At 53.5% G+C, this 17901-nt stretch carries 14 protein-coding genes; 10 read left to right on the forward strand and 4 right to left on the reverse strand.

All coding sequences use genetic code 11. The features are described 5' to 3' along the window. Entirely contained in the window at positions 1 to 2538 is a 2538-nt protein-coding gene (locus CFI03_RS04135; protein WP_248756538.1) for a choice-of-anchor A family protein, read from the reverse strand. Positions 2539 to 2660: 122 nt separating this feature from the next. Here CFI03_RS04135 and CFI03_RS04140 point away from each other — a divergent pair, with 122 nt between their 5' ends. The 4 genes from CFI03_RS04140 to CFI03_RS04155 all read left to right on the forward strand — a co-directional run bounded on the left by CFI03_RS04140 (position 2661) and on the right by CFI03_RS04155 (position 7805). Beyond that, positions 2661 to 3962, forward strand: coding sequence for a glycosyltransferase family protein (locus CFI03_RS04140; protein WP_248756539.1), 1302 nt, complete (start codon positions 2661 to 2663; stop codon positions 3960 to 3962). A 128-nt stretch (positions 3963 to 4090) separates the two neighbouring features. Continuing rightward, positions 4091 to 5185, forward strand: coding sequence for a GerAB/ArcD/ProY family transporter (locus CFI03_RS04145; protein ID WP_248756540.1), 1095 nt, complete (start codon positions 4091 to 4093; stop codon positions 5183 to 5185). Beyond that, positions 5182 to 6642 (forward strand): spore germination protein, encoded by a 1461-nt coding sequence (locus CFI03_RS04150; RefSeq protein ID WP_248756541.1) that lies wholly within the window; start codon positions 5182 to 5184, stop codon positions 6640 to 6642. Before CFI03_RS04145 ends, CFI03_RS04150 begins: the two co-directional genes overlap by 4 nt. Before the next feature lie 14 nt (positions 6643 to 6656). Then, entirely contained in the window at positions 6657 to 7805 is a 1149-nt protein-coding gene (locus tag CFI03_RS04155) for a Ger(x)C family spore germination protein (protein WP_248756542.1), read from the forward strand. A gap of 2 nt (positions 7806 to 7807) precedes the next feature. Here the strand turns inward: CFI03_RS04155 and CFI03_RS04160 are convergent, their stop codons facing one another. Further along, positions 7808 to 8548: an SDR family NAD(P)-dependent oxidoreductase gene (locus tag CFI03_RS04160; RefSeq protein WP_248756543.1), complete on the reverse strand. Its 741-nt coding sequence runs from the start codon at positions 8546 to 8548 to the stop codon at positions 7808 to 7810. Positions 8549 to 8670: 122 nt separating this feature from the next. On the opposite strand from CFI03_RS04160, the gene CFI03_RS04165 reads away from it, so the two are divergent. The 5 genes from CFI03_RS04165 (at position 8671) to CFI03_RS04185 (ending at position 13810) form a co-directional block, all read left to right on the forward strand. Continuing rightward, a complete protein-coding gene (locus CFI03_RS04165; RefSeq protein WP_248756544.1) occupies positions 8671 to 9549 on the forward strand; it encodes a LysR family transcriptional regulator in 879 nt (292 codons plus the stop codon). Positions 9550 to 9632: 83 nt separating this feature from the next. Then, a complete protein-coding gene (locus CFI03_RS04170) occupies positions 9633 to 10175 on the forward strand; it encodes an NADPH-dependent FMN reductase (RefSeq protein WP_127494942.1) in 543 nt (180 codons plus the stop codon). Between the two features lie 220 nt (positions 10176 to 10395). After that, a complete protein-coding gene (locus tag CFI03_RS04175; protein WP_248756545.1) occupies positions 10396 to 11805 on the forward strand; it encodes an MBOAT family O-acyltransferase in 1410 nt (469 codons plus the stop codon). Positions 11806 to 11822: 17 nt separating this feature from the next. Continuing rightward, the gene (locus CFI03_RS04180) at positions 11823 to 12974 is read left to right on the forward strand and encodes a DHHW family protein (RefSeq protein WP_248756546.1); all 1152 of its coding nucleotides are present in this window, start codon (positions 11823 to 11825) and stop codon (positions 12972 to 12974) included. 26 nt (positions 12975 to 13000) lie between these two features. Next, on the forward strand, positions 13001 to 13810 hold the full coding sequence (locus tag CFI03_RS04185) for a DUF4358 domain-containing protein (RefSeq protein WP_248756547.1): 810 nt from the start codon (positions 13001 to 13003) through the stop codon (positions 13808 to 13810). Between the two features lie 231 nt (positions 13811 to 14041). Here the strand turns inward: CFI03_RS04185 and CFI03_RS04190 are convergent, their stop codons facing one another. Next, positions 14042 to 14692 carry a GntR family transcriptional regulator gene (locus CFI03_RS04190; protein ID WP_248756548.1) on the reverse strand — a complete coding sequence of 217 codons (651 nt, stop codon included), beginning with the start codon at positions 14690 to 14692 and terminating at the stop codon, positions 14042 to 14044. A gap of 76 nt (positions 14693 to 14768) precedes the next feature. Beyond that, the gene (locus CFI03_RS04195) at positions 14769 to 15572 is read right to left on the reverse strand and encodes an S-layer homology domain-containing protein (RefSeq protein ID WP_248756549.1); all 804 of its coding nucleotides are present in this window, start codon (positions 15570 to 15572) and stop codon (positions 14769 to 14771) included. Positions 15573 to 15707: 135 nt separating this feature from the next. Between CFI03_RS04195 and CFI03_RS04200 the strand changes: the two genes are divergently transcribed. Beyond that, positions 15708 to 17888 (forward strand): YhgE/Pip domain-containing protein, encoded by a 2181-nt coding sequence (locus tag CFI03_RS04200; protein WP_248756550.1) that lies wholly within the window; start codon positions 15708 to 15710, stop codon positions 17886 to 17888. Positions 17889 to 17901 lie beyond the last annotated feature (13 nt).

Consider the following 17901-nt stretch of genomic DNA (forward strand, 5'->3'; position numbering starts at 1 on the left):
TTATTCCTCTTCTTCCTCCACGATAATCCTTACCGTGTTCGTAAGCAGACCCGCACGGAAGCAGGATGAGCCGAACCGGAATTCGAAAAATACGGCTGCTTGGTTGATCATGATGCCGCCCATCGGCTCGGCCAGAACGCTTACCTGGAAGGTAAGTCTCCGCGTGACTCCCGGCGCGATTGTGCCAAGCGGAATGCCGGCTTGCGGATCGGGCTGCGGAATGCCGTCAACGGTCAGACTTCCCGAAACGTAGGCAAGCTGATTGTCCAGCGGGTCATAGAAAATAACATTGCTCGCCGTAATGTCCGACGACAGATTCGTGAGCGTAATATTATAGTGATAGCTTTCCCCGACCTTGACGATTTGCGCGTCGGCGGTTTTAAGGAAAGAGGCGAAATCCGATGCCCGAATCATGGACACGGGATTCGATATGGTATTGGAGGAGAAGGTCTGCGATAGAATCTGGTTATTCGGCAACAGGAAATCGGCTTTTACAACGGCCGTATTCGTTAATGCGCCGCTTCCTCTTACGAGCACATCAAACCGGACGAAGATGCTTTGGTTAGGAGCTACCGGCCCGAGATTAATGCCTTCACTCGGATTATCATCCAATCGAAGCACGTTGTTCACCCGGATCGTTCCCGGTATAAAGGCCGCATTGGACGGAAGGAAATCCGTTAGAGTCGTTCGGCCGGATACGGCATTGCCGTTATTAATGACGAATATCGTATAGGTGATACGCTGCCCCACGAATAAGGATATATCGAGGAAGGCTTTAGAGATGAGCAAGTTAGGCGCATTCGGGACGGAAGTCCAAGGGACGGAAACAAAGCTTGTCGAGATGATGGGCTGGACCGTTCCCGTAATAATCGGTATGGTCAGGCCGATAACCGGTGTAAGGGTAATGCCCGGAACCGATACCTGCTGGTTCAGCAGCACACTTCCGTCCGGCCCGGTGATCGGCCCCAAATTCGGGACCTGACCCGGCGCTGGCGTTACGCCGGGTTTAAAGACAGGGAGAACCGGGAGCATGAGCCCCGGAACCGGTGTTATACCCGGCATGCCATTAAAGGAAATGTCTCCTGGCGTGCAGGCTGCCGGCACGGTGCCTGGGGGAACGGTGACGATAAAGCCGGTATTCTTAATTTGTCCGTTGGGCGGATAGCCCGTAACAAACGCCTGGAATTGGATCGTCACCACTTGGCCCACGTTAACGATACCGATGGCCACCTGCTGGGTAATGTCTACCCCGCTGAAACGCCCTCCGTCGATAAGCAAGCTGGAGGGAATGAACTCTACACCCGGCGGTAGGATTTCAACAAGCAGGGCTTCTCCCGGAGCGGTCCCTACATTGGTAACAGTAATCGTATAAGTAATCGTGTCCCCGATCTGCGCGGTTGAGACATTTGGCGTTTTGGTCGCCGTAATAATCGGCCCCGTTACCACCGCCGGCGTTGTCGTCGTTGTTGAAGTGGTAGGAACAGGCGTTGTTGTCGTCGTCGTTGAAGTGGTAGGAACGGGCGTTGTTGTCGTTGTTGTCGTTGAAGTGGTGGGAACAGCCGTTGTCGTACTGGACGTGCTTGATGTAGAAGACGTGCTCGACGTTGATGTTGTGCTTGTTGTCGATGTCGTTGAAGTTGTTGAGGTAGACGTTGTAGAAGTCGTCGAAGTCGTCGAGGTGGTGGTCGATGTCGTGGATGTCGTCGGCACGACCGTTCCCGGCAGGCAGCCCATAAACGGCACGTTATGGGCTTCCAGCGTGCCCCCCACATTGGTGAGGGATTGGGCGACCATCGTTCCTTCAATATTGCCGAAGCCAATGGCTTCCCAGTTCGCGTATGGGGCCAGCACCGAACCGAGAATCGACAAGTTCTGATTAAAAGCGGTAGTAGCCTGATAGAAATTCCAGAGAATGAATTGTCCTTCGCTAGGATTAGGCGTAACGCCGTTGCGGAAGATCTGATAGCTTCCGAATCCGACGGAATCATCTCCAATGTTAACAAGAACGGTCGAGCCTGCCGGAGCGATAATGTTAATGCCGACCGCCGTATCCAGCCTCAGCCCGTTGCCGTCCACGTTGTTTCCGTTAAACATAAATATGTTAAGCGCCGGATCCGTCCCAACGAGGAATATGGTTCCAAAGTTAATAACGATGGTTCCGTTGACCGGCAAGGCGGCAAGGTTAAGGGATAGTTGCGCCAGCGATTGTTCGGCCCCGTCAAAATCAATGGGCGTACCTACCAGGGGTTGGCCGGGTACACCGTTATTATTGGTCATCGTATAGTTAATGACCGTGCCGGTAGGGAATATGACGGTATTCCCCGCGAAGTTGGTTCCTCCCGTAATATCAATATTTCCCCGAACGATGAGATCTGCTTTGGTTGTAGATACGGGCAGCTTATCGCCAACCCCATAGCTGTTGTATGTCGCATTGCCGCCAACGGCTACTCTACCCTCCGAATCAACGAAGGATTGCGTATGATCGCCAAACAAAAACAAATTGAAGCCATTGGCTATCCCCAGATTGACACAGGCCATTGTCGTTATCGCCTCCTAAGTACGTTATCAGCCCTCGGTATGCACACCTTAGATACCTATGCATAATCCCTTTCATTCAGGCATACAAGACAGTATTTAAGCGAAAAAAAGGGGGGCGGGCGTTGAAAGTAGCGATTCTGACCATGTTCAACGGGTTATCGAAGACCTATTCCTTAGTCAGCGTTGTGGAGGAGCATCTGCATATGCTGCTTGGCGGCGGAGCCGACGTCAAGGTGCTCGTCAGTCAAGACTGCCCGGATTCCGAGCGGTACGGCATCTATAGCGACGAACGGATCGAGTGGGTGAAAATAACGAACCGGCTGCATGGCAAGCAGATTCATTGGGTGGATTATACGCAGCCTGCTGGAAGGGTTCATTCCAGCTTTTTCGAGGAGGCCGAAGTCATCGCCGACAGCCTATGCGAGGCCTTATCCGATGCGGAGGTTGTGTTTCTTCACGACATCCTGTACCAGGGCTGGCACCTCGTTCATAATATTGCGGTCCGCCAGGTGCAGGCCCGGCTGCCCCGGCTTCGGTTCCTGGCCATGACGCATTCTTATCCGGCCGTCAGGCCGCAGCGGATGGACTGGCCTCTCTCAGCAAGATTTCTGCCGATGCCGAATACCACCTATCTGTACCCGGCGGAATCGGGATTACCCGCGCTAGCAGAGCAGTACAAGGTTCCGCTTGAGCGATGCAGAGCGATCCCGAACAGCCTGAATCTGTTCGGCGAGATGGGGGAAGAGGTGCAGCGGCTTGGATCGCGGACCGATCTGCTGTCCCCGGATATTCTGGCGATTTATCCAGGTCGGCTCACGACAGGCAAGCAGATGGAGAAAGCCGCTGCGCTGCTGGGGGCAATAGGATCGGTGTCGGGTAAACGGGTGAAGATGATCTTTTGCGATTTTCCGTCTCTCGATATCGAGCCGGCTGCTTACAAACGGATGATCAGAAGCGAAGGAGAGAAATACGGTCTTGGAGGGGAGGAACTTGTATTCACCTCGGACCTGGGCTGGCCGGACGGCTTCCCGCATTCGGGGGTCATGAATTTGTTTACCTTGAGCAATCTGTTCCTATGCACCTCCTATTCGGAATCGTTTGGACTTATTGTGCTGGAGGCGGCCAGCCGGGGCAATCTGCTTGTCCTGAATCAGGCGGTACCGGCATTGGAAGAGCTGGGCAGCCGTCTCCAGGCGTATTTTATGAGGTGGAATGCAAAGGGGTTCGGCATGGATACGAGAGAGACCTACCTTCCCTCGGAGGAGGCGTATTTGCGCGAGCATGCGGATCGGATCGCCAGTCTGATAGGGAATAACCCGGTTATTCAGGCCAAGACCATCATCCGCCGGCAATACAATCCGACGTGGATATGGGAGAACCGGCTAAAACCGCTAATCGAACAGCGCCCCATAGAGGGGCATTAAAGAAAGGCTCTCCATCCTCGGAGAGCCTTTCTTCATTCCTTCATGAATAATTTGGCATCACAGTTGGGAATGAATAACCTATCTTTTTCCCTGTACGAAAGGGATATCAGGAACGGAATGATCTGCTTATGAGTGGAACGACCAAGAAAATCAATATCGCCCAATTGCTAATGATTTTTGCTTTGACGAACGGCCTTGTCAATCATGTCATTGTTAATCCGATGCTGCTTGACGCTTCCGGGCGGGATGCTTGGATTACGGTTATCTTGACAGGGGCTGTTTATTTAGTATTGTGCCTGCTGCTTGCATGGATGATGAAGAAGTCCGGCCAGCAGAAGTGGCAGAAGTGGATTTCGGATAAGACGCATCCCATTGTGTCGTGGATTCTGATTATTCCGGTCTGCGTCATTTTGTATGTGATCGGCGCAACAACCGTCCTCCATACCGTGAAATGGAATACGACCAACTACCTGCCGGCCTCCCCGGCTCTGGCGCTTGCTCTTACTCTGGTTATTATCTGCTTTTTCATAACGGTATGGGGTCTCCGCTCAATTGCGATAACCGCGGGCGTATTGTTTCCCTTTGTCTGCGTACTGGGGGTATTTGTCGCCGTCTTTAACCACTCCGAAAAAGACTATAGATTGCTAACCCCGATTCTGGAGCACGGGTGGGCGCCTGTTGCCGGCGGCATCTTGTATGCGTCAAGCGGTTATGTCGAGGTTATCTTCCTGCTTCTGCTGCAGCATAGGCTTAGCGAAAAAATCAAGACGTGGCACGTTCTCGTCTACGGCCTGTTTATCGTAGGAATCATGCTGGGGCCAATCGTTGGGGCGATTACCGAATTCGGTCCTAAGGAAGCAGCCAATCAGATGACTTCCCCTTACGAACAGTGGCGTCTCGTGAAGGTGGGGCAATATATCGAGCATGTTGATTTCTTCTCGATCTTTCAGTGGATGTCGGGGGCTTGCATTCGCATTTGCATAGCGGTGTACCTCTTGACCGATGTTCTGAAAATGAAGGGAAAGGTCCGCAAATGGACGACGGCTATTATTATGTCCAGCTATATCTTTATTGGCATCATGCGCACGAATGATTATTCCTATTACCAGTGGATGTACAAAGTGTTTTTGCCTATATCGCTTGTTATTCTGCTGGTTATAACACTGACTTGGATGGTCATCACTTTGTTCTCCAAACCATACCGGAAGGATGAACCTCAATGACGGCAGCCGCAGGCAGCGCAAGCTGGACCGAAGAACGATTGAAACAGCTATATCAGGGGTCGGCCGACGTATTCGTCAAGCCATGCCGGTTCGGGGCTAGCGACAGGCCTTCCGTTGTACTGGTATACGCGAATGCTCTTTGCGATACGGGGCAAATTCATGAGTTTGTCCTTCCTGTTCTTACCGAGTATTACGAAGCAACCGGAAAGGCTTCGACAGAAGATATCCATCAGATGATTTCCCGGCTGTCTCTGTTCGCTTATAAAGGAATCCCTACCGTGGAAGAAATAGATGAAATTATTTTCGAAGGGGGATTATTTCTTTATTTTGTTCAGGAGAAGCGTTATTTCAATATGGGGATCAGCGACCGCCCGCAGCGGATGCCAAGCGAATCCAGCACGGAAATTTCCATTAAAGGCCCCAAGGACGGCTTTATCGAGGATATGTCCGTCAATGTAGCGCTCATTCGCAAACGGCTGCGCAGCCATTCTTTGCATGTAAAGGAATATACGATCGGCAAGCGGACAAAGACAAGGCTGTCCCTGCTCTATTTCGAGGATATTATTAATCCGAAAATATTAAATGCGGTACATAAAAGCCTGCAATCCATCGATACGGACGGTCTCTACAGCATTAACCAGCTGGAGGAGATGTTAACCGGCTCGAAATACAAGCTTCTCCCGCTGCTGGATTATACGGGGAGACCGGATTATTGCGTCAACTCCTTGCTTTCCGGGAGGTTCCTTATTGTTATGGACGGCAATCCGCTTGTAATCGTAGGGCCTGCAGGATTAAGCTTGCTGCTTAAATCGCCGGAGGATATCCATTTCAACTACACTTACGTTTCCTTTGCCCGGTTAATTCGGATCATCAGTCTATTCCTTACCGTCTTCCTGCCTGGAATTTGGGTAGCGCTTATGGCCTTTCATCAGGATCAGCTGCCGTTCCGGATTATGGCGACCATCTCGGTCTCCCGGCTCGGACTGCCTTTCTCCGCCCAGATGGAGATGTTTATTCTGCTGATGCTGCTGGAGATCTTCCGCGAGGCCGGCGTCCGGCTGCCGACTTCCATCGGTCAGACCTTAACGTCGATAGGCGGTCTCATCATTGGCGACGCCGCGATCCGCGCGGGGCTAGTGTCGCCGTCGGTCGTTGTAATCGGCGCGATTACCGCGGTCTCGGGGGTAACGCTGGTCAACCAGTCGTTAAGCACGGTCGTGAGCATTATCCGGCTGTTCTTTTTCCTGCTGTCTTCCTTCCTCGGCATGTATGGGGTCATTCTCGGGATTGTCATCTTTATTGCGCTTATGGGAAGCCAGCAGTCGTTTGGGGTAAGTTATCTAGCTCCTCTATCGCCGCTAAAAATTAAGGATGTCGTAGCCTCGTTTCTCAGGCTACCTTGGTTCTTAATGAAACGGCGTCCGGGTCTCCTGCAAAATCAGGATGACGAGCGGTAAAGGAGTGGAATAGGATGCGGCTGCTTATCGGAAAACTATTAGTTTGCTTGCTGGGTATTTGCCTTCTTCCAAGCTGCACAAACTCGAGGGATATTCAGAATATGGCCTATGTGACCGCGCTTGGCGTGGATTACGAGAATGGCGAATATAAGACGTATGTACAGGTGCTTAACTTCTCCAATATCGCGAGATCCGAGAATACGTCACTGGGCAAGCAGGTGCCGATCTGGATCGGAAAGGGGCACGGAGAAACGCTTGCCCTGTCGCTTGCCGATACGAACGAAACCTCGCAGTTTCCTTTATTCTGGGGACATCTGAAGGCTGTTGTCCTGAGCGAGAATCTGATGAAGAGAGGAGGAAAGGAAACCTATGCAACGTTAAACCGGCATTATGAGATCCGGTATAACGTGCTTGTATTCGGCACGAAGGAGAAGATGGAGGACATTTTGACGCAAAAGTCGCTCTTTAATTTGTCCCCTCTGGATACCATCATGTTCACCGGCGTGCAGAATCGCACCCAGAGCCCATACGTCATTGCCTCTTACGGCAACCGGCTGATTGCCAATATGAATGAGCCCGGCAACTCGCTTTATATCCCTTCCATTTCGATTAACAGGCACACATGGCTGGAGGAAAAGGCCGGACGCGGGATGTTTGAGATGAATGGAGCGTATTTCTTCGATAAGGGCAGGGTGGTGAACTGGATGTCCTTGGACGAGCTCAAGGGGCTGAGATGGGCTACGGAGAAGATCAGCAAGACGACCCTTCAAGTGCCCTTGGAGGACGGTCGTAAAGGAGCTATTCAGTTCGAGCATCCCGGTATGAGAGTTATTCCGAAAGTACAGAGCAATGGGGATGTCAAGTTCGATCTCAAGGTTACGGCAAAAGGAACGGTCAGAGATTCCGACAATGCAACGATCGGGGTGATGGAAAAGAAGGCTGAGGAGGCGATAGAAGCAGAGATTAGAGAAACGTATCGCGCTGCTCTAGCTAAGCATTGCGATCCGTTCCAACTGGAAGAGACGCTGTACCGGGAGCACTCGCGTCTGTTCCACCAGCTGACCAAGGGAGGATTTTACTTCCTGAATGAGCATTCCCTTGGCCGCGTGTTGGTTACCGTCAAGATTACAAGCACAGGGAAGTACAAGGAGATCGTGAAATAGGCCTACAACGTTTGGCCGCTGTCGACGGTCATCATCTGGCCGGTCATGGCTTCCTGCTCCAGCGAAGCGCAGATCAGCTGCGCGATATCGTCGGGTGTCGAGATCTGCCGCAGAAGCAGATTCGGGGCGAGCTGCGACATTTGTTCCTCCCGGCCGGCCCACCATCTCGTTGCGACGGCACCCGGCACTACGCAATTGACTCTGATATGAGGAGCCAAAGCCCGCGCGAGGGATTTAGTTAGGCCGTGGACGGCGGCTTTGGATACGGCATAAGGCAAGGACGAGCCTAAGCCGGTTGCACCGGCGATACTGCCGATGTTAACGACGGCGCCTCGTCCTTGCTTTTTCATATGGGGGGCAGCTGCCCTTGCGCAATAAAACATGCCTTTAACGTTGACGTCAAACAGTTCGTCCCACACTTCGCCGGTTGCGGCGTCCAGGTCGGGGAACGGAATGTGGCGGGTGATGCTGGCATTGTTCACTAGCAAATCCAAGGAGCCAAAGCGTTGGACGATAGTCTCGACCATGTCTTTGACCTCCTGATCCTTCGATACATCCGCCCTAATCGCCATCGCCTTCCCGCCTAAGCTCTGAATAAGCTGTACGGTTTCTTCCGCTTCCCGCGCGGAGCGCGAATAGTTAACGGCAACAGCCGCCCCCTTGCTGGCCAATGCCAGACTGGTTGCCCGTCCGATTCCCGTTCCTCCCCCGGTTACAAGCGCTGTTTTATGCTTCAGTTCCATCTGATGACCTCCTTGATTCTTCGTTTAATGTCATTGTATAAGTCGCTGTTTGATTTGTATAATTGAATTAAATGAAGGAATTGTTCAAAAATTTTGAATAAATCCGGGGGCGAATGAGACGAATGGATTTGAAGACTTTAAAGACGCTGCATGCCATTGTCCGGCATGGCAGCTTCCATCAAGCGGCGGAGGAGCTGAGCTATGCCCAGTCCACGGTGACGATGCAGATTCAGAGGCTGGAAGCGGATCTTGGCGTCCGATTGTTTGAGCGGGGGAAGAAGGTCAGTCTGACGGAAGCGGGAAGGCTCTTCTATGAGCAGAGCCTGGATATTGTCCGCCGGATGGAACGGCTGCAGAGCAATCTGGTCGAGCTGCAAAACGGCGAAGCCGGAAAGGTGAGGCTTGGCGTAACGGAGCCAACGGCCAGCACTAGGCTGCCGCAGCTGCTTATGGCTTTTATGAACGGGCATCCGAAGGTTGACGTATCTCTGGAGATCGCCAGCACGCCTCTGCTGGTGAACCGGCTAAGACAAGGCGAATTGGATTTTGCGTTCTGCTCTACGCCGGAATCCAGCGAGGAATTATATTTTCACCCCCTGTTTCAAGAAAAGTTTGTCTTGCTGCTTCCGGCGAACCATCCGCTGACCGACTTGGAACGCATCAGGCTTAGCGATCTGGAAGGGCACCGGCTGCTTATTACGGCGGCGAACTGCCCCTACCGGAAGAAGCTCGAGAGGGTTCTGCAGGATAACGGGCCTTTGTCGATCGAGACGATGGAGATCGGCAGCATGACGGCGCTAAGGCATTATGTGGCAAATGGCTTTGGCATTGCCTTTGTTCCGCTAACCGCCCTGGAGCCATTGCCCCAGGGTACGCGAATAAGGGAGCTTCAGGACGTATCCATAGACATGCTGATGGGGCTGGTCAGCCATGCCGCGCCTTTATCTCCGGCAGCCGCCAAACTTTACGAGAATTTAAGGCAGTCTTTGGAAAGGATTTAGACCCCTGCATAGAGAAGGAATGATATGGAAACGATAGTGCAAGATTCAAATCGTTTAACTAACTCTAAGAAAGAAGGTCTATCATGTCTAAGCTGAATATCGGGATTATTTTGGGAAGCACGCGCCAGGGGCGCGTATGTCCGCAAGTAGGCGAATGGGTGAAAGGTGTTGCCGATAAACGCGGCGATGCCAACTACGAGATCGTAGACGTTGCCGACTATAAGCTGCCGCTGTTTGGCGAAGTGGATGCTTCGGAGCAAGCAGGCGCTTGGAATGCGAAGCTGGCGGGCCTCGACGGTTTTGTGTTTATCGTAGCGGAATACAATCACAGCATCACGGGTTCCTTGAAAAACGCGCTCGATTTCGCGCGTGAAGCTTGGAACAACAAAGCAGCCGGCATCGTGAGCTACGGATCGGTGGGCGGCGCTCGCGCGGCAGAGCATCTTCGCGGCATTCTTGGCGAGCTGTCGATCGCGGACGTACGCGTTCACCCGGCGCTGTCGCTGTTCACGGATTTTGAGAACGGTTCGGTATTCAAGCCAGCCGATCTTCATCTGACGAACGTAAACGGCATGCTGGACCAGGTTCTTGCCTGGAGCGGCGCGCTTAAGACGCTTAGACAATAGAATGATGGTCTTGCGAAGAGCATCCTCCTTAAGAGGATGCTCTTTTTTTTGCTGTTATTTTGCGGCAAATTGTAACCTTCTTGTCCGAATCCGCGTCAGTAGCACTGTTATGTATGCGATATCATTACCCACATCGAGGAGAGTGCTGGACGTGAAATTATGGAAAGCTCCATTGAAACCTGCCGCCTGGGGCGGATTGTGGACAGTGAATTAACCGGCTATGGTATTTAGCAGCCTGTTATTCCTGTTTATTTTTTTGCCGGCGGTATTCCTGCTCTACTGGCTGTCGCCGCGACGAGGAAAGAATCTGATTCTGTTCCTGGCCAGCCTTGCCTTCTACGCCTGGGGCGAGCCGGTCTATATCGTCATTATGCTGATCTCGACGGTGACCGACTACAGCTTTGGTCTCCTGTTAAGCCGGCCGGAATGGGGAGCGAAGCGGCGCAAAGCGATTGTCGTCGCCTCGGTTATCGTGAACCTGGCGCTGCTGTCGTATTTCAAGTACGCCGACTTTGCGATCCGCAACGTGAACGCCCTGCTGGGCACGGATATTCCGCTCACGGAACTGGCGCTGCCGATCGGCATCTCGTTCTATACGTTCCAATCGATGTCCTACATTATCGACGTGTATCGGGGAACGGCGAAAGCCCAGCGGAACTGGATAGACTTCGGTACGTTTGTAGCCTTGTTCCCGCAGCTTGTTGCGGGGCCAATCGTGCAGTACAACACGCTGGCGGAGCAGCTGAAGGAACACCGCGTGACGATGGAGATGTTTGCGGAAGGAGTAAGGCGCTTTATTATCGGCCTGGCCAAAAAAGTGCTTCTGGCCAACAACATCGGCCTGCTCTGGCATGCGATTTCGGACGCCGATGCGGGCACGCTGCCGGTGCTCACCGCATGGCTGGGCATTATCGCTTTCGCGTTCCAGATCTATTTCGATTTCAGCGGCTATTCGGATATGGCAATCGGGCTGGGACTTATGTTCGGGTTCCGGTTCAACGAGAACTTCAATAAGCCTTACACGGCGCAGAGCATTACGGACTTCTGGCGCAGATGGCATATATCGCTAGGCACCTGGTTCCGGGATTACGTCTATATTCCGCTTGGCGGCAATCGGAAGGGTCTGCCGAAGCAGCTCCGCAATATCCTGATTGTCTGGCTTCTGACCGGGATCTGGCATGGGGCGGCATGGAACTTCATGCTGTGGGGCTTGTATTTCGGCGTTATTCTTATTTTCGAAAAATGGGCCGGTCTACGCCTGCTCGCCCGCGCGGCGCGCTGGATCCGGCATGTCTACGCCAGCCTGCTGATCCTAATCGGGTGGGTGCTCTTCGCCTTTGACGAGCTGCCGAAGGTTGGCGGTTATCTGAAAGCGATGTTTGGCCTAAACGGCCAGCCGGTCTGGAATGCCGGGACTGTTTACTTCTTGTACACGAACCTGGGTTTGCTCGCGGTGCTTGTACTAGCCTCGATCGCCTGGAGGAAGAGGATGACGTCCGCGCTGGGGAGCGGCAGCTTATCGCCCGTCCGATCGCTGGCCGGCTTTGCTTGGCTCATTGTCCTGTTCTTCCTCTCCGTCTCTTATCTCGTCGACGCGACCTTTAATCCGTTCCTGTATTTCCGTTTCTGACAGCAAGGGGGACATCCATGATGAAAAAACAAACCGACCGTCTGCTCGCCATCTGGTTTATCGTGACGCTCTTTGTTCTCGCTCTGATCTTTCTATTCTCGCCGGCAAGGAAGTTCTCCGAGCTCGAGAACCGCTATTTGCAGGCGGAGCCCAAGCTGACCTGGGACACGCTGCTTTCCAAGCAGTTCGCGGAAGAGGCGGAAACGTTCGTTACGGACCATTTTCCGCTTCGCGGGCAGTGGGTGTGGGTGAAGTCGCTCTCCGAGCAGCTGCGGCTTCAGCAGGAGAACAACGGGATTTACAAAGGGAAGGAAGGTTATCTATTCGAGAAGTTTACGAAGCCGGATCCGGCCTTGCTCGCCCAATATACGGATGCCGTAAAGGGCTTCGCCGCCTCTAGTCCGGACTCCAAATTGACGTTCCTGCTTGCGCCGACATCCATTGGTCTTTATCCGGATAAGCTTCCTTGGAAAGCGCCGCATGACCGGCAGGATCAGGTGAACGCAGCGGTAGGGGAAGAGCTGCAGGGATCTGCCAATCTGACGTATATCAACGGGTTCGACGTTCTGAAGCCGCATGTCTCCGACCCGATTTATTACCGGACCGACCATCACTGGACGACGTTGGGCGCTTATTACGCTTATGAGGCGTATGCGAAGCAGATGGGATGGACCCCGCATCCGATGTCGGATTATACGGTCAAGACCGTAAGCGATTCCTTCCTCGGGAGCTACCATACGCGCGGACAATTCAGCCTGGCGAAGCCGGACCTGCTGCAGGTATTTATGCCGAAGAAACCGGTGCCCACGTCGGTATACGTAGCGGATACCGATAGAACCACGGACAGTTTGTACGACGAGAGCTTCCTCGCGAAAAAAGATAAATACTCGTATTTCCTCGGCGGCGTTCATGCGCTTATGACGCTGACAAGCGATATTCCGGAGGGCGAAGAGGATCTGGACAAGCTGCTTGTGGTCAAGGATTCGTATGCCCATAGCGTCCTGCCTTTCCTGACGCAGCATGTCAAAGAAATTCATGTCATTGACATGCGCTACTACAACGGCAGCATTAGCGAATACAGGAAAGCGAACGGCATCAGCCGCACGCTGATGCTGTTTAATACGGCAACCTTCTCGGAGAACAAAGAGATTCTTAAGCTCAACAAATAATCGATATAACAAGGGAGAGTTCTTACATGAAAAAACGTGCCATCATTCTTCTTCTCACGACTATGATTATGGGCGGCGTGCTCAGCGCCTGCGGCGGCAATAACAATAACAGCAGCAATAATACGGCAGCTTCGCCAACTCCTACGGCTACGGCTCCCGCGGAAGAAAGCCCGTCCGCAAGCCCGGATGCGCAGCCAAGCGAAGAGGCATCGGAGACTCCGGCCGAAAGTCCGGCGGCTAGCGCAAGCCCGGCTCCTTCGCCAAGCGCTTCAGCCGAACCAAGCCAGACGCCGGCAGCGTCGAAGGAACCGGCACCTAGCGCGAAGCCTTCCGAGCCGGCAAAGAAGCCGGCGGCAACGCCTTCGCCAAGCGCGAAGCCGTCCGCTACGCCAAAGCCGACGCCGAAGCCAACACCGAAGCCAACCGTCAAGCCAAGCCCGAGCCCGTCAGCGGATGCTGCGGCAAGTGATGTCATCGATGCGATGCTGAAGGCGGTCGAGCAGCCTGCCCTGATCGCCATGACCGCCGATGACGTGAAGAACATGTATGGCATCGATACCTCGACGCTTGCCGATTACTCCGGCCGCATGCCGCTTATGAACGTAAAGACAAACGAGATTGCCGTGTTTAAGGTGAAGAAGGTGAAGGATATCGATGCCGTGAAGAAGGGCATGGTCAGCCGTGCCGAAGCGGTTCAGAAGCAGTTCGAATCGTATTTGCAGGATCAGTACGAGAATGCGAAAAACTACAAAATTGTCGTGCAGGGCAACTACGTCCTCTTCGTCATCTCGGAGAGCGCGGATGATCTGGTGAAAGCATTCAAGGCAGCCGTATAATTTGGCTCGTTAGATTCATCCTATTTGGGTAAGAGCTGGCGTTTAAGGAGGTTACCCAAATGAATGAATCCCTGTTCCATCTGTCTTATATCGTGCTGCTTGGCGTACTGCTCGCGCTGGGGCTCGGTTGGATGGGGTGGTTGATCTACCATCGGAGGAAGAGGAAAGCGCGATAAACCAAAAGCCATGAATTCCGACATAGGAGTTCATGGCTTTTTTTGAATAAACGATTTATTTCATTAGACCATGGAGAATGAAATGCTCATGGGTATCCGAGTATTGCGAGGCGACGGCGGCTTTAGCCGCGGCGATATCGCCGCTTTTGATCGCTTCCAGAATACTGCGGTTCGTTTGAATGGAACGGCTTGGCTGATATTGCGGGTATTTGATGCGGTAGGATACGGTGCTGAACACGTAACGGCCGCGGTACAGCTCCATAATTTGCAGCATGCTTTCGTTATGGATCGTCTTCAGAATGGTTTCGGTAAACTGCAAAGTGCTGTTGTAGTAGCCGTAATAATCCTTTTGCTCCAAGGCCGATTGCTGCTGCTCGAGTAATTGTTCCATGGATGCAATATCGAACGTTAACTGCCGCTTGGCGGCCGTGTCCAGCACGAACAGCTGCATGGAGACAAGAACCTCATACATCTCGCTGAATTCATGGGCGGATACTTCCTTTACCATAACCCCCCGTCCCCGGAAGGAGCCTACAAGCCCTTCCCGTTCAAGCAGGGAGATAGCGGCGCGGACCGGCGTTCTGCTCATGCCAAGCTGCGCGGCAAGCTCGTTCTCCGATAGCATGGAACCCGGCATATATTCAGCCCGCATAATCCGTTCCCGGATTTCGCGGTAAGCAATAGATTCTAATGAGGTTGAAGACATCGCGTATTTTCCTTTTTCTGTTTTTTAGACTAATAGTACCAAATAACCGGAAAACAATGCTATAGGCAAGCTGATGTCAGCTAATGGTGTCGCCATCCACCGTGACATCGATAAGGCGGTAACCTTCGCTGCCGCTCTTGATAATCAAATCCCCTTTAATATGCAAATCTCGCAAAGTAACATCAGGAGCTGCTATCGTAGCGTCTCCGTACACCGTCTCGACGGCGGATTCAAGGCCATAGGTACCCGGCGCCGAGTAAGTCCGGTTCACGATGCCGGACTTCAGCAATCTGTCGATCATGCTGACAGCGCTTGCACGGGTGACTGGCTCGGCAGGCCGGAAGGTGTCGTCCGGGTAACCCTGCACAATCCCCTTTTCCGCTAAGTTCGCAACGGCTCCGCGGCTTGCTTCCTGAATCCGATCATTGTCCTTGAACGGGGTATCCTGTTCTCTCGGAAGCTCCAGCTGAACAAGGGTCGCAAGCATAAGCGCCGCTTCCTCCCTAGTAATGATCTGCTCCGGTCTTATCCGGCCGTTGCCTCCCTCGGGTATGTAGCCTGCCTGAACGGCTTTGCCTATTTCGGTATAAAACCAGTCGGACGTCTGGACGTCTTGATAAAAGAAGGGAGCCGTATCGCTCAATTCGAAAGCTCTGTTGATCATCGATATCATCTCCGCCCGGGTTACGGGCATCTCCGGTTTAATCGTTCCGTCCGGATAGCCCTGCAGCCATCCGAGATCGAGCCATTCTTTTAATGCCGGGGCGGCCCATGACTGCTCGGCTTCTTCGTACGCCGCCTGGGAGGCGGCATAGCCGGTTATTGCAAAGGCAAAGAGACAACCGATTAGCAGCGGCACAACGATTTTCCATCGACTCATCAGCATCGCATCCCTTCAAAATGTAGTCCTCTATTAAAGTGTACGAGATTGTAAATGCAATAGCTGTCGAATGGAAGTGGAAGGCATAGGAAACAATAGGGGCACGAAGAATGACAGATAAAGGATGGATCCGAATTGGCTAATTCGTTTCGAGTGTTTAAGAAGGACTTGGGTTATTTTCTGAAAAACAGGATGCTTATCATTACGTTTCTTGGCGTATCTATCGTGCCGATGCTGTACGCCGGGTTCCTGATCAAGGGGAATTGGGATCCTTACGGGAAGCTTCAGAATTTGCCGGTTGCCGTTGTTAATCTGGATAAAGGCGCGGAATATCAAGGGAAAGCGATGAATGTCGGCGATGATTTCGTGAAGGAGCTGAAGGAGAACGAGACCTTCGACTGGAGCTTCGTCAGCGAGCAGGCCGCCCGCGAGGGGATGGTCAGCAACCGGTATTACGCGACGATTACGATCCCGGACAATTTCTCCGAGAATGCGTCTTCTTTAACAAGCGACACGCCGCAGAAGGCGGATATTATCTTCGAATCGAACAGCTTTTATAACTTTATATCCGGGCAGATCAGCGAAAATGCGACAAAGGAGCTGCGAAACAGGCTGTCGCAAAATCTGACCGAGGCGTATTCGAGAAGCATGCTCTCTCAATTCTCGGAGCTTTCGAGCGGCCTTTCCAGGCTGGCGGCCGGGGCTTTTGATCTGCGTGACGGCGCAGTGCAATTAAAGGGTGGAGCGGGGACGCTAAGCAGCAAGCTGCAGGAGCTGTCAGGCGGTGCGGCCAAGCTTCACGCCAGCGTCAGCCAGCTGGAAAGCGGGACATCGGAGCTGAACGCGGGGCTGTCGAAGCTAAGCAGCAGCGCGGGGACTTTATCATCCGGGGCCTCGCAGCTAGGCGCGGCTTCCACGCAGCTGAAGCAGGGGGCTGATAAGCTGGCGGATGGATCGGAGCAGCTGAAGGACGGAATCCAGTCCGCCAAGAGCGGGACGGATGATCTGTACTCCGGCCTGCAGCAGTCCTCAGCCGGCAGCAAGCAGCTGGAGACGGGGCTGACCGCATCGGCTGCCGCCAGCGATACGTTGGCCGACGGCAGCGCCCAGTTAGCTGCGGGCCTCAAGCAGCTGGCGGACAGCAATGCCGACTTGGCAGCCGATCCGGCAATGCAGAAGCTGCTGGCGGCAAGCCAGGCGGTAGCTGGCGGCGCGAAGGAGCTGAGCAAGGGCCAGCAGCAGCTGCTTGCGGGCAGCCGCACCTTGAATGCCGGACAGCAGAAGCTGCTTGCGGGCAGCAAGCAGCTTAGCGCCGGTCAGAGCAAGCTGCTGCAAAGCGCCTCGCAGCTGGCGACGGCGCAGAACCAGCTGCGCGACGGCTTATCGCAGATGGCGGCCCGATTCCCGGCCTTTGTATCGGGCGGCAAGCAGCTTGGACAGGGCGCGGCGCAGCTGGCGCAAGGGTCGGAGAAGCTGAAGTCCGGCATCTCGCAGTTCGAGGCCGGCGGCGCTTCGCTTGCAAGCGGGGCTTCGCAGCTGGCATCCGGCGCGGGCGAGCTGACAACCGGAGCCGATAAGCTGACATCCGGCTCGCAGCAGCTGGCGGACAATCTGGCCAGCGCCGCCGAGCAGACTGCCAGCCTCAAGGCGGACGAGAAGACGATCCAGATGATTGCCGAGCCGGTTGCAATTGTGGCGAATGACGACCGCAAGGTGAGGCTGTACGCGAACGGGATCGCTCCGTATTTTCTGTCCATGGCCTTGTTTGCGGGCTCGCTTGTTTTCACGACGATGTTCTCGGCTAGGCGATCGGCGGATGAAGAAGCGGACGGGTTTCCTTTGTTCCTCAGCAAGCTGCTTACGTTCGGCGTGATGAGTCTTGCGCAATCGCTCATATTAAGCACGGTAATTCTATACGTGCTGGGATTAAAGGTGCAGAGCGTGCCGCTATTTTATCTGTACACCGTATTAACCGGATTTACTTTTATGTTTGTTGTTCAGACTTTTGTGACCTGGCTCGATAATCCCGGCCGGTTCATTGTGCTGCTGCTCATGATCTTCCAGCTTGTCTCAAGCGCGGGCACCTTCCCGTATGAGCTGCTGCCTGGCTGGGCGCAGGCGATGAATCCTTGGCTGCCGATGACCTACAGCATCCGCGGCTACAGGGATGTGATCTCGAGCGGCGATTTCGCTCATATGTGGTCGCAGGCCGGACGGCTTGCCTTTTACGTTGTGATCTTTGTTCTTCTGACGAGCCTGTATTTCGCTTTGACGAAGAAGCAGCGGGACGAGCAGCAGATGCCGGTTAAGATCTAAATGAGGATGTGAA

It is taken from the genome of Paenibacillus sp. ATY16 (assembly GCF_003399985.2).
Classification (GTDB): Bacteria; Bacillota; Bacilli; order Paenibacillales; family Paenibacillaceae; genus Pristimantibacillus; species Pristimantibacillus glycanilyticus.

Coding starts and splice junctions, on each gene's coding strand:
- CFI03_RS04185 (WP_248756547.1), top strand. CDS start 13,001: ATGAAAAAACGTGCCATCATTCTTCTTCTCACGACTATGATTATGGGC.
- CFI03_RS04135 (WP_248756538.1), bottom strand. CDS start 2,538: ATGGCCTGTGTCAATCTGGGGATAGCCAATGGCTTCAATTTGTTTTTG.
- CFI03_RS04155 (WP_248756542.1), top strand. CDS start 6,657: ATGCGGCTGCTTATCGGAAAACTATTAGTTTGCTTGCTGGGTATTTGC.
- CFI03_RS04180 (WP_248756546.1), top strand. CDS start 11,823: ATGATGAAAAAACAAACCGACCGTCTGCTCGCCATCTGGTTTATCGTG.
- CFI03_RS04165 (WP_248756544.1), top strand. CDS start 8,671: ATGGATTTGAAGACTTTAAAGACGCTGCATGCCATTGTCCGGCATGGC.
- CFI03_RS04175 (WP_248756545.1), top strand. CDS start 10,396: ATGGTATTTAGCAGCCTGTTATTCCTGTTTATTTTTTTGCCGGCGGTA.
- CFI03_RS04160 (WP_248756543.1), bottom strand. CDS start 8,548: ATGGAACTGAAGCATAAAACAGCGCTTGTAACCGGGGGAGGAACGGGA.
- CFI03_RS04145 (WP_248756540.1), top strand. CDS start 4,091: ATGAGTGGAACGACCAAGAAAATCAATATCGCCCAATTGCTAATGATT.
- CFI03_RS04190 (WP_248756548.1), bottom strand. CDS start 14,692: ATGTCTTCAACCTCATTAGAATCTATTGCTTACCGCGAAATCCGGGAA.
- CFI03_RS04195 (WP_248756549.1), bottom strand. CDS start 15,572: ATGAGTCGATGGAAAATCGTTGTGCCGCTGCTAATCGGTTGTCTCTTT.
- CFI03_RS04170 (WP_127494942.1), top strand. CDS start 9,633: ATGTCTAAGCTGAATATCGGGATTATTTTGGGAAGCACGCGCCAGGGG.
- CFI03_RS04150 (WP_248756541.1), top strand. CDS start 5,182: ATGACGGCAGCCGCAGGCAGCGCAAGCTGGACCGAAGAACGATTGAAA.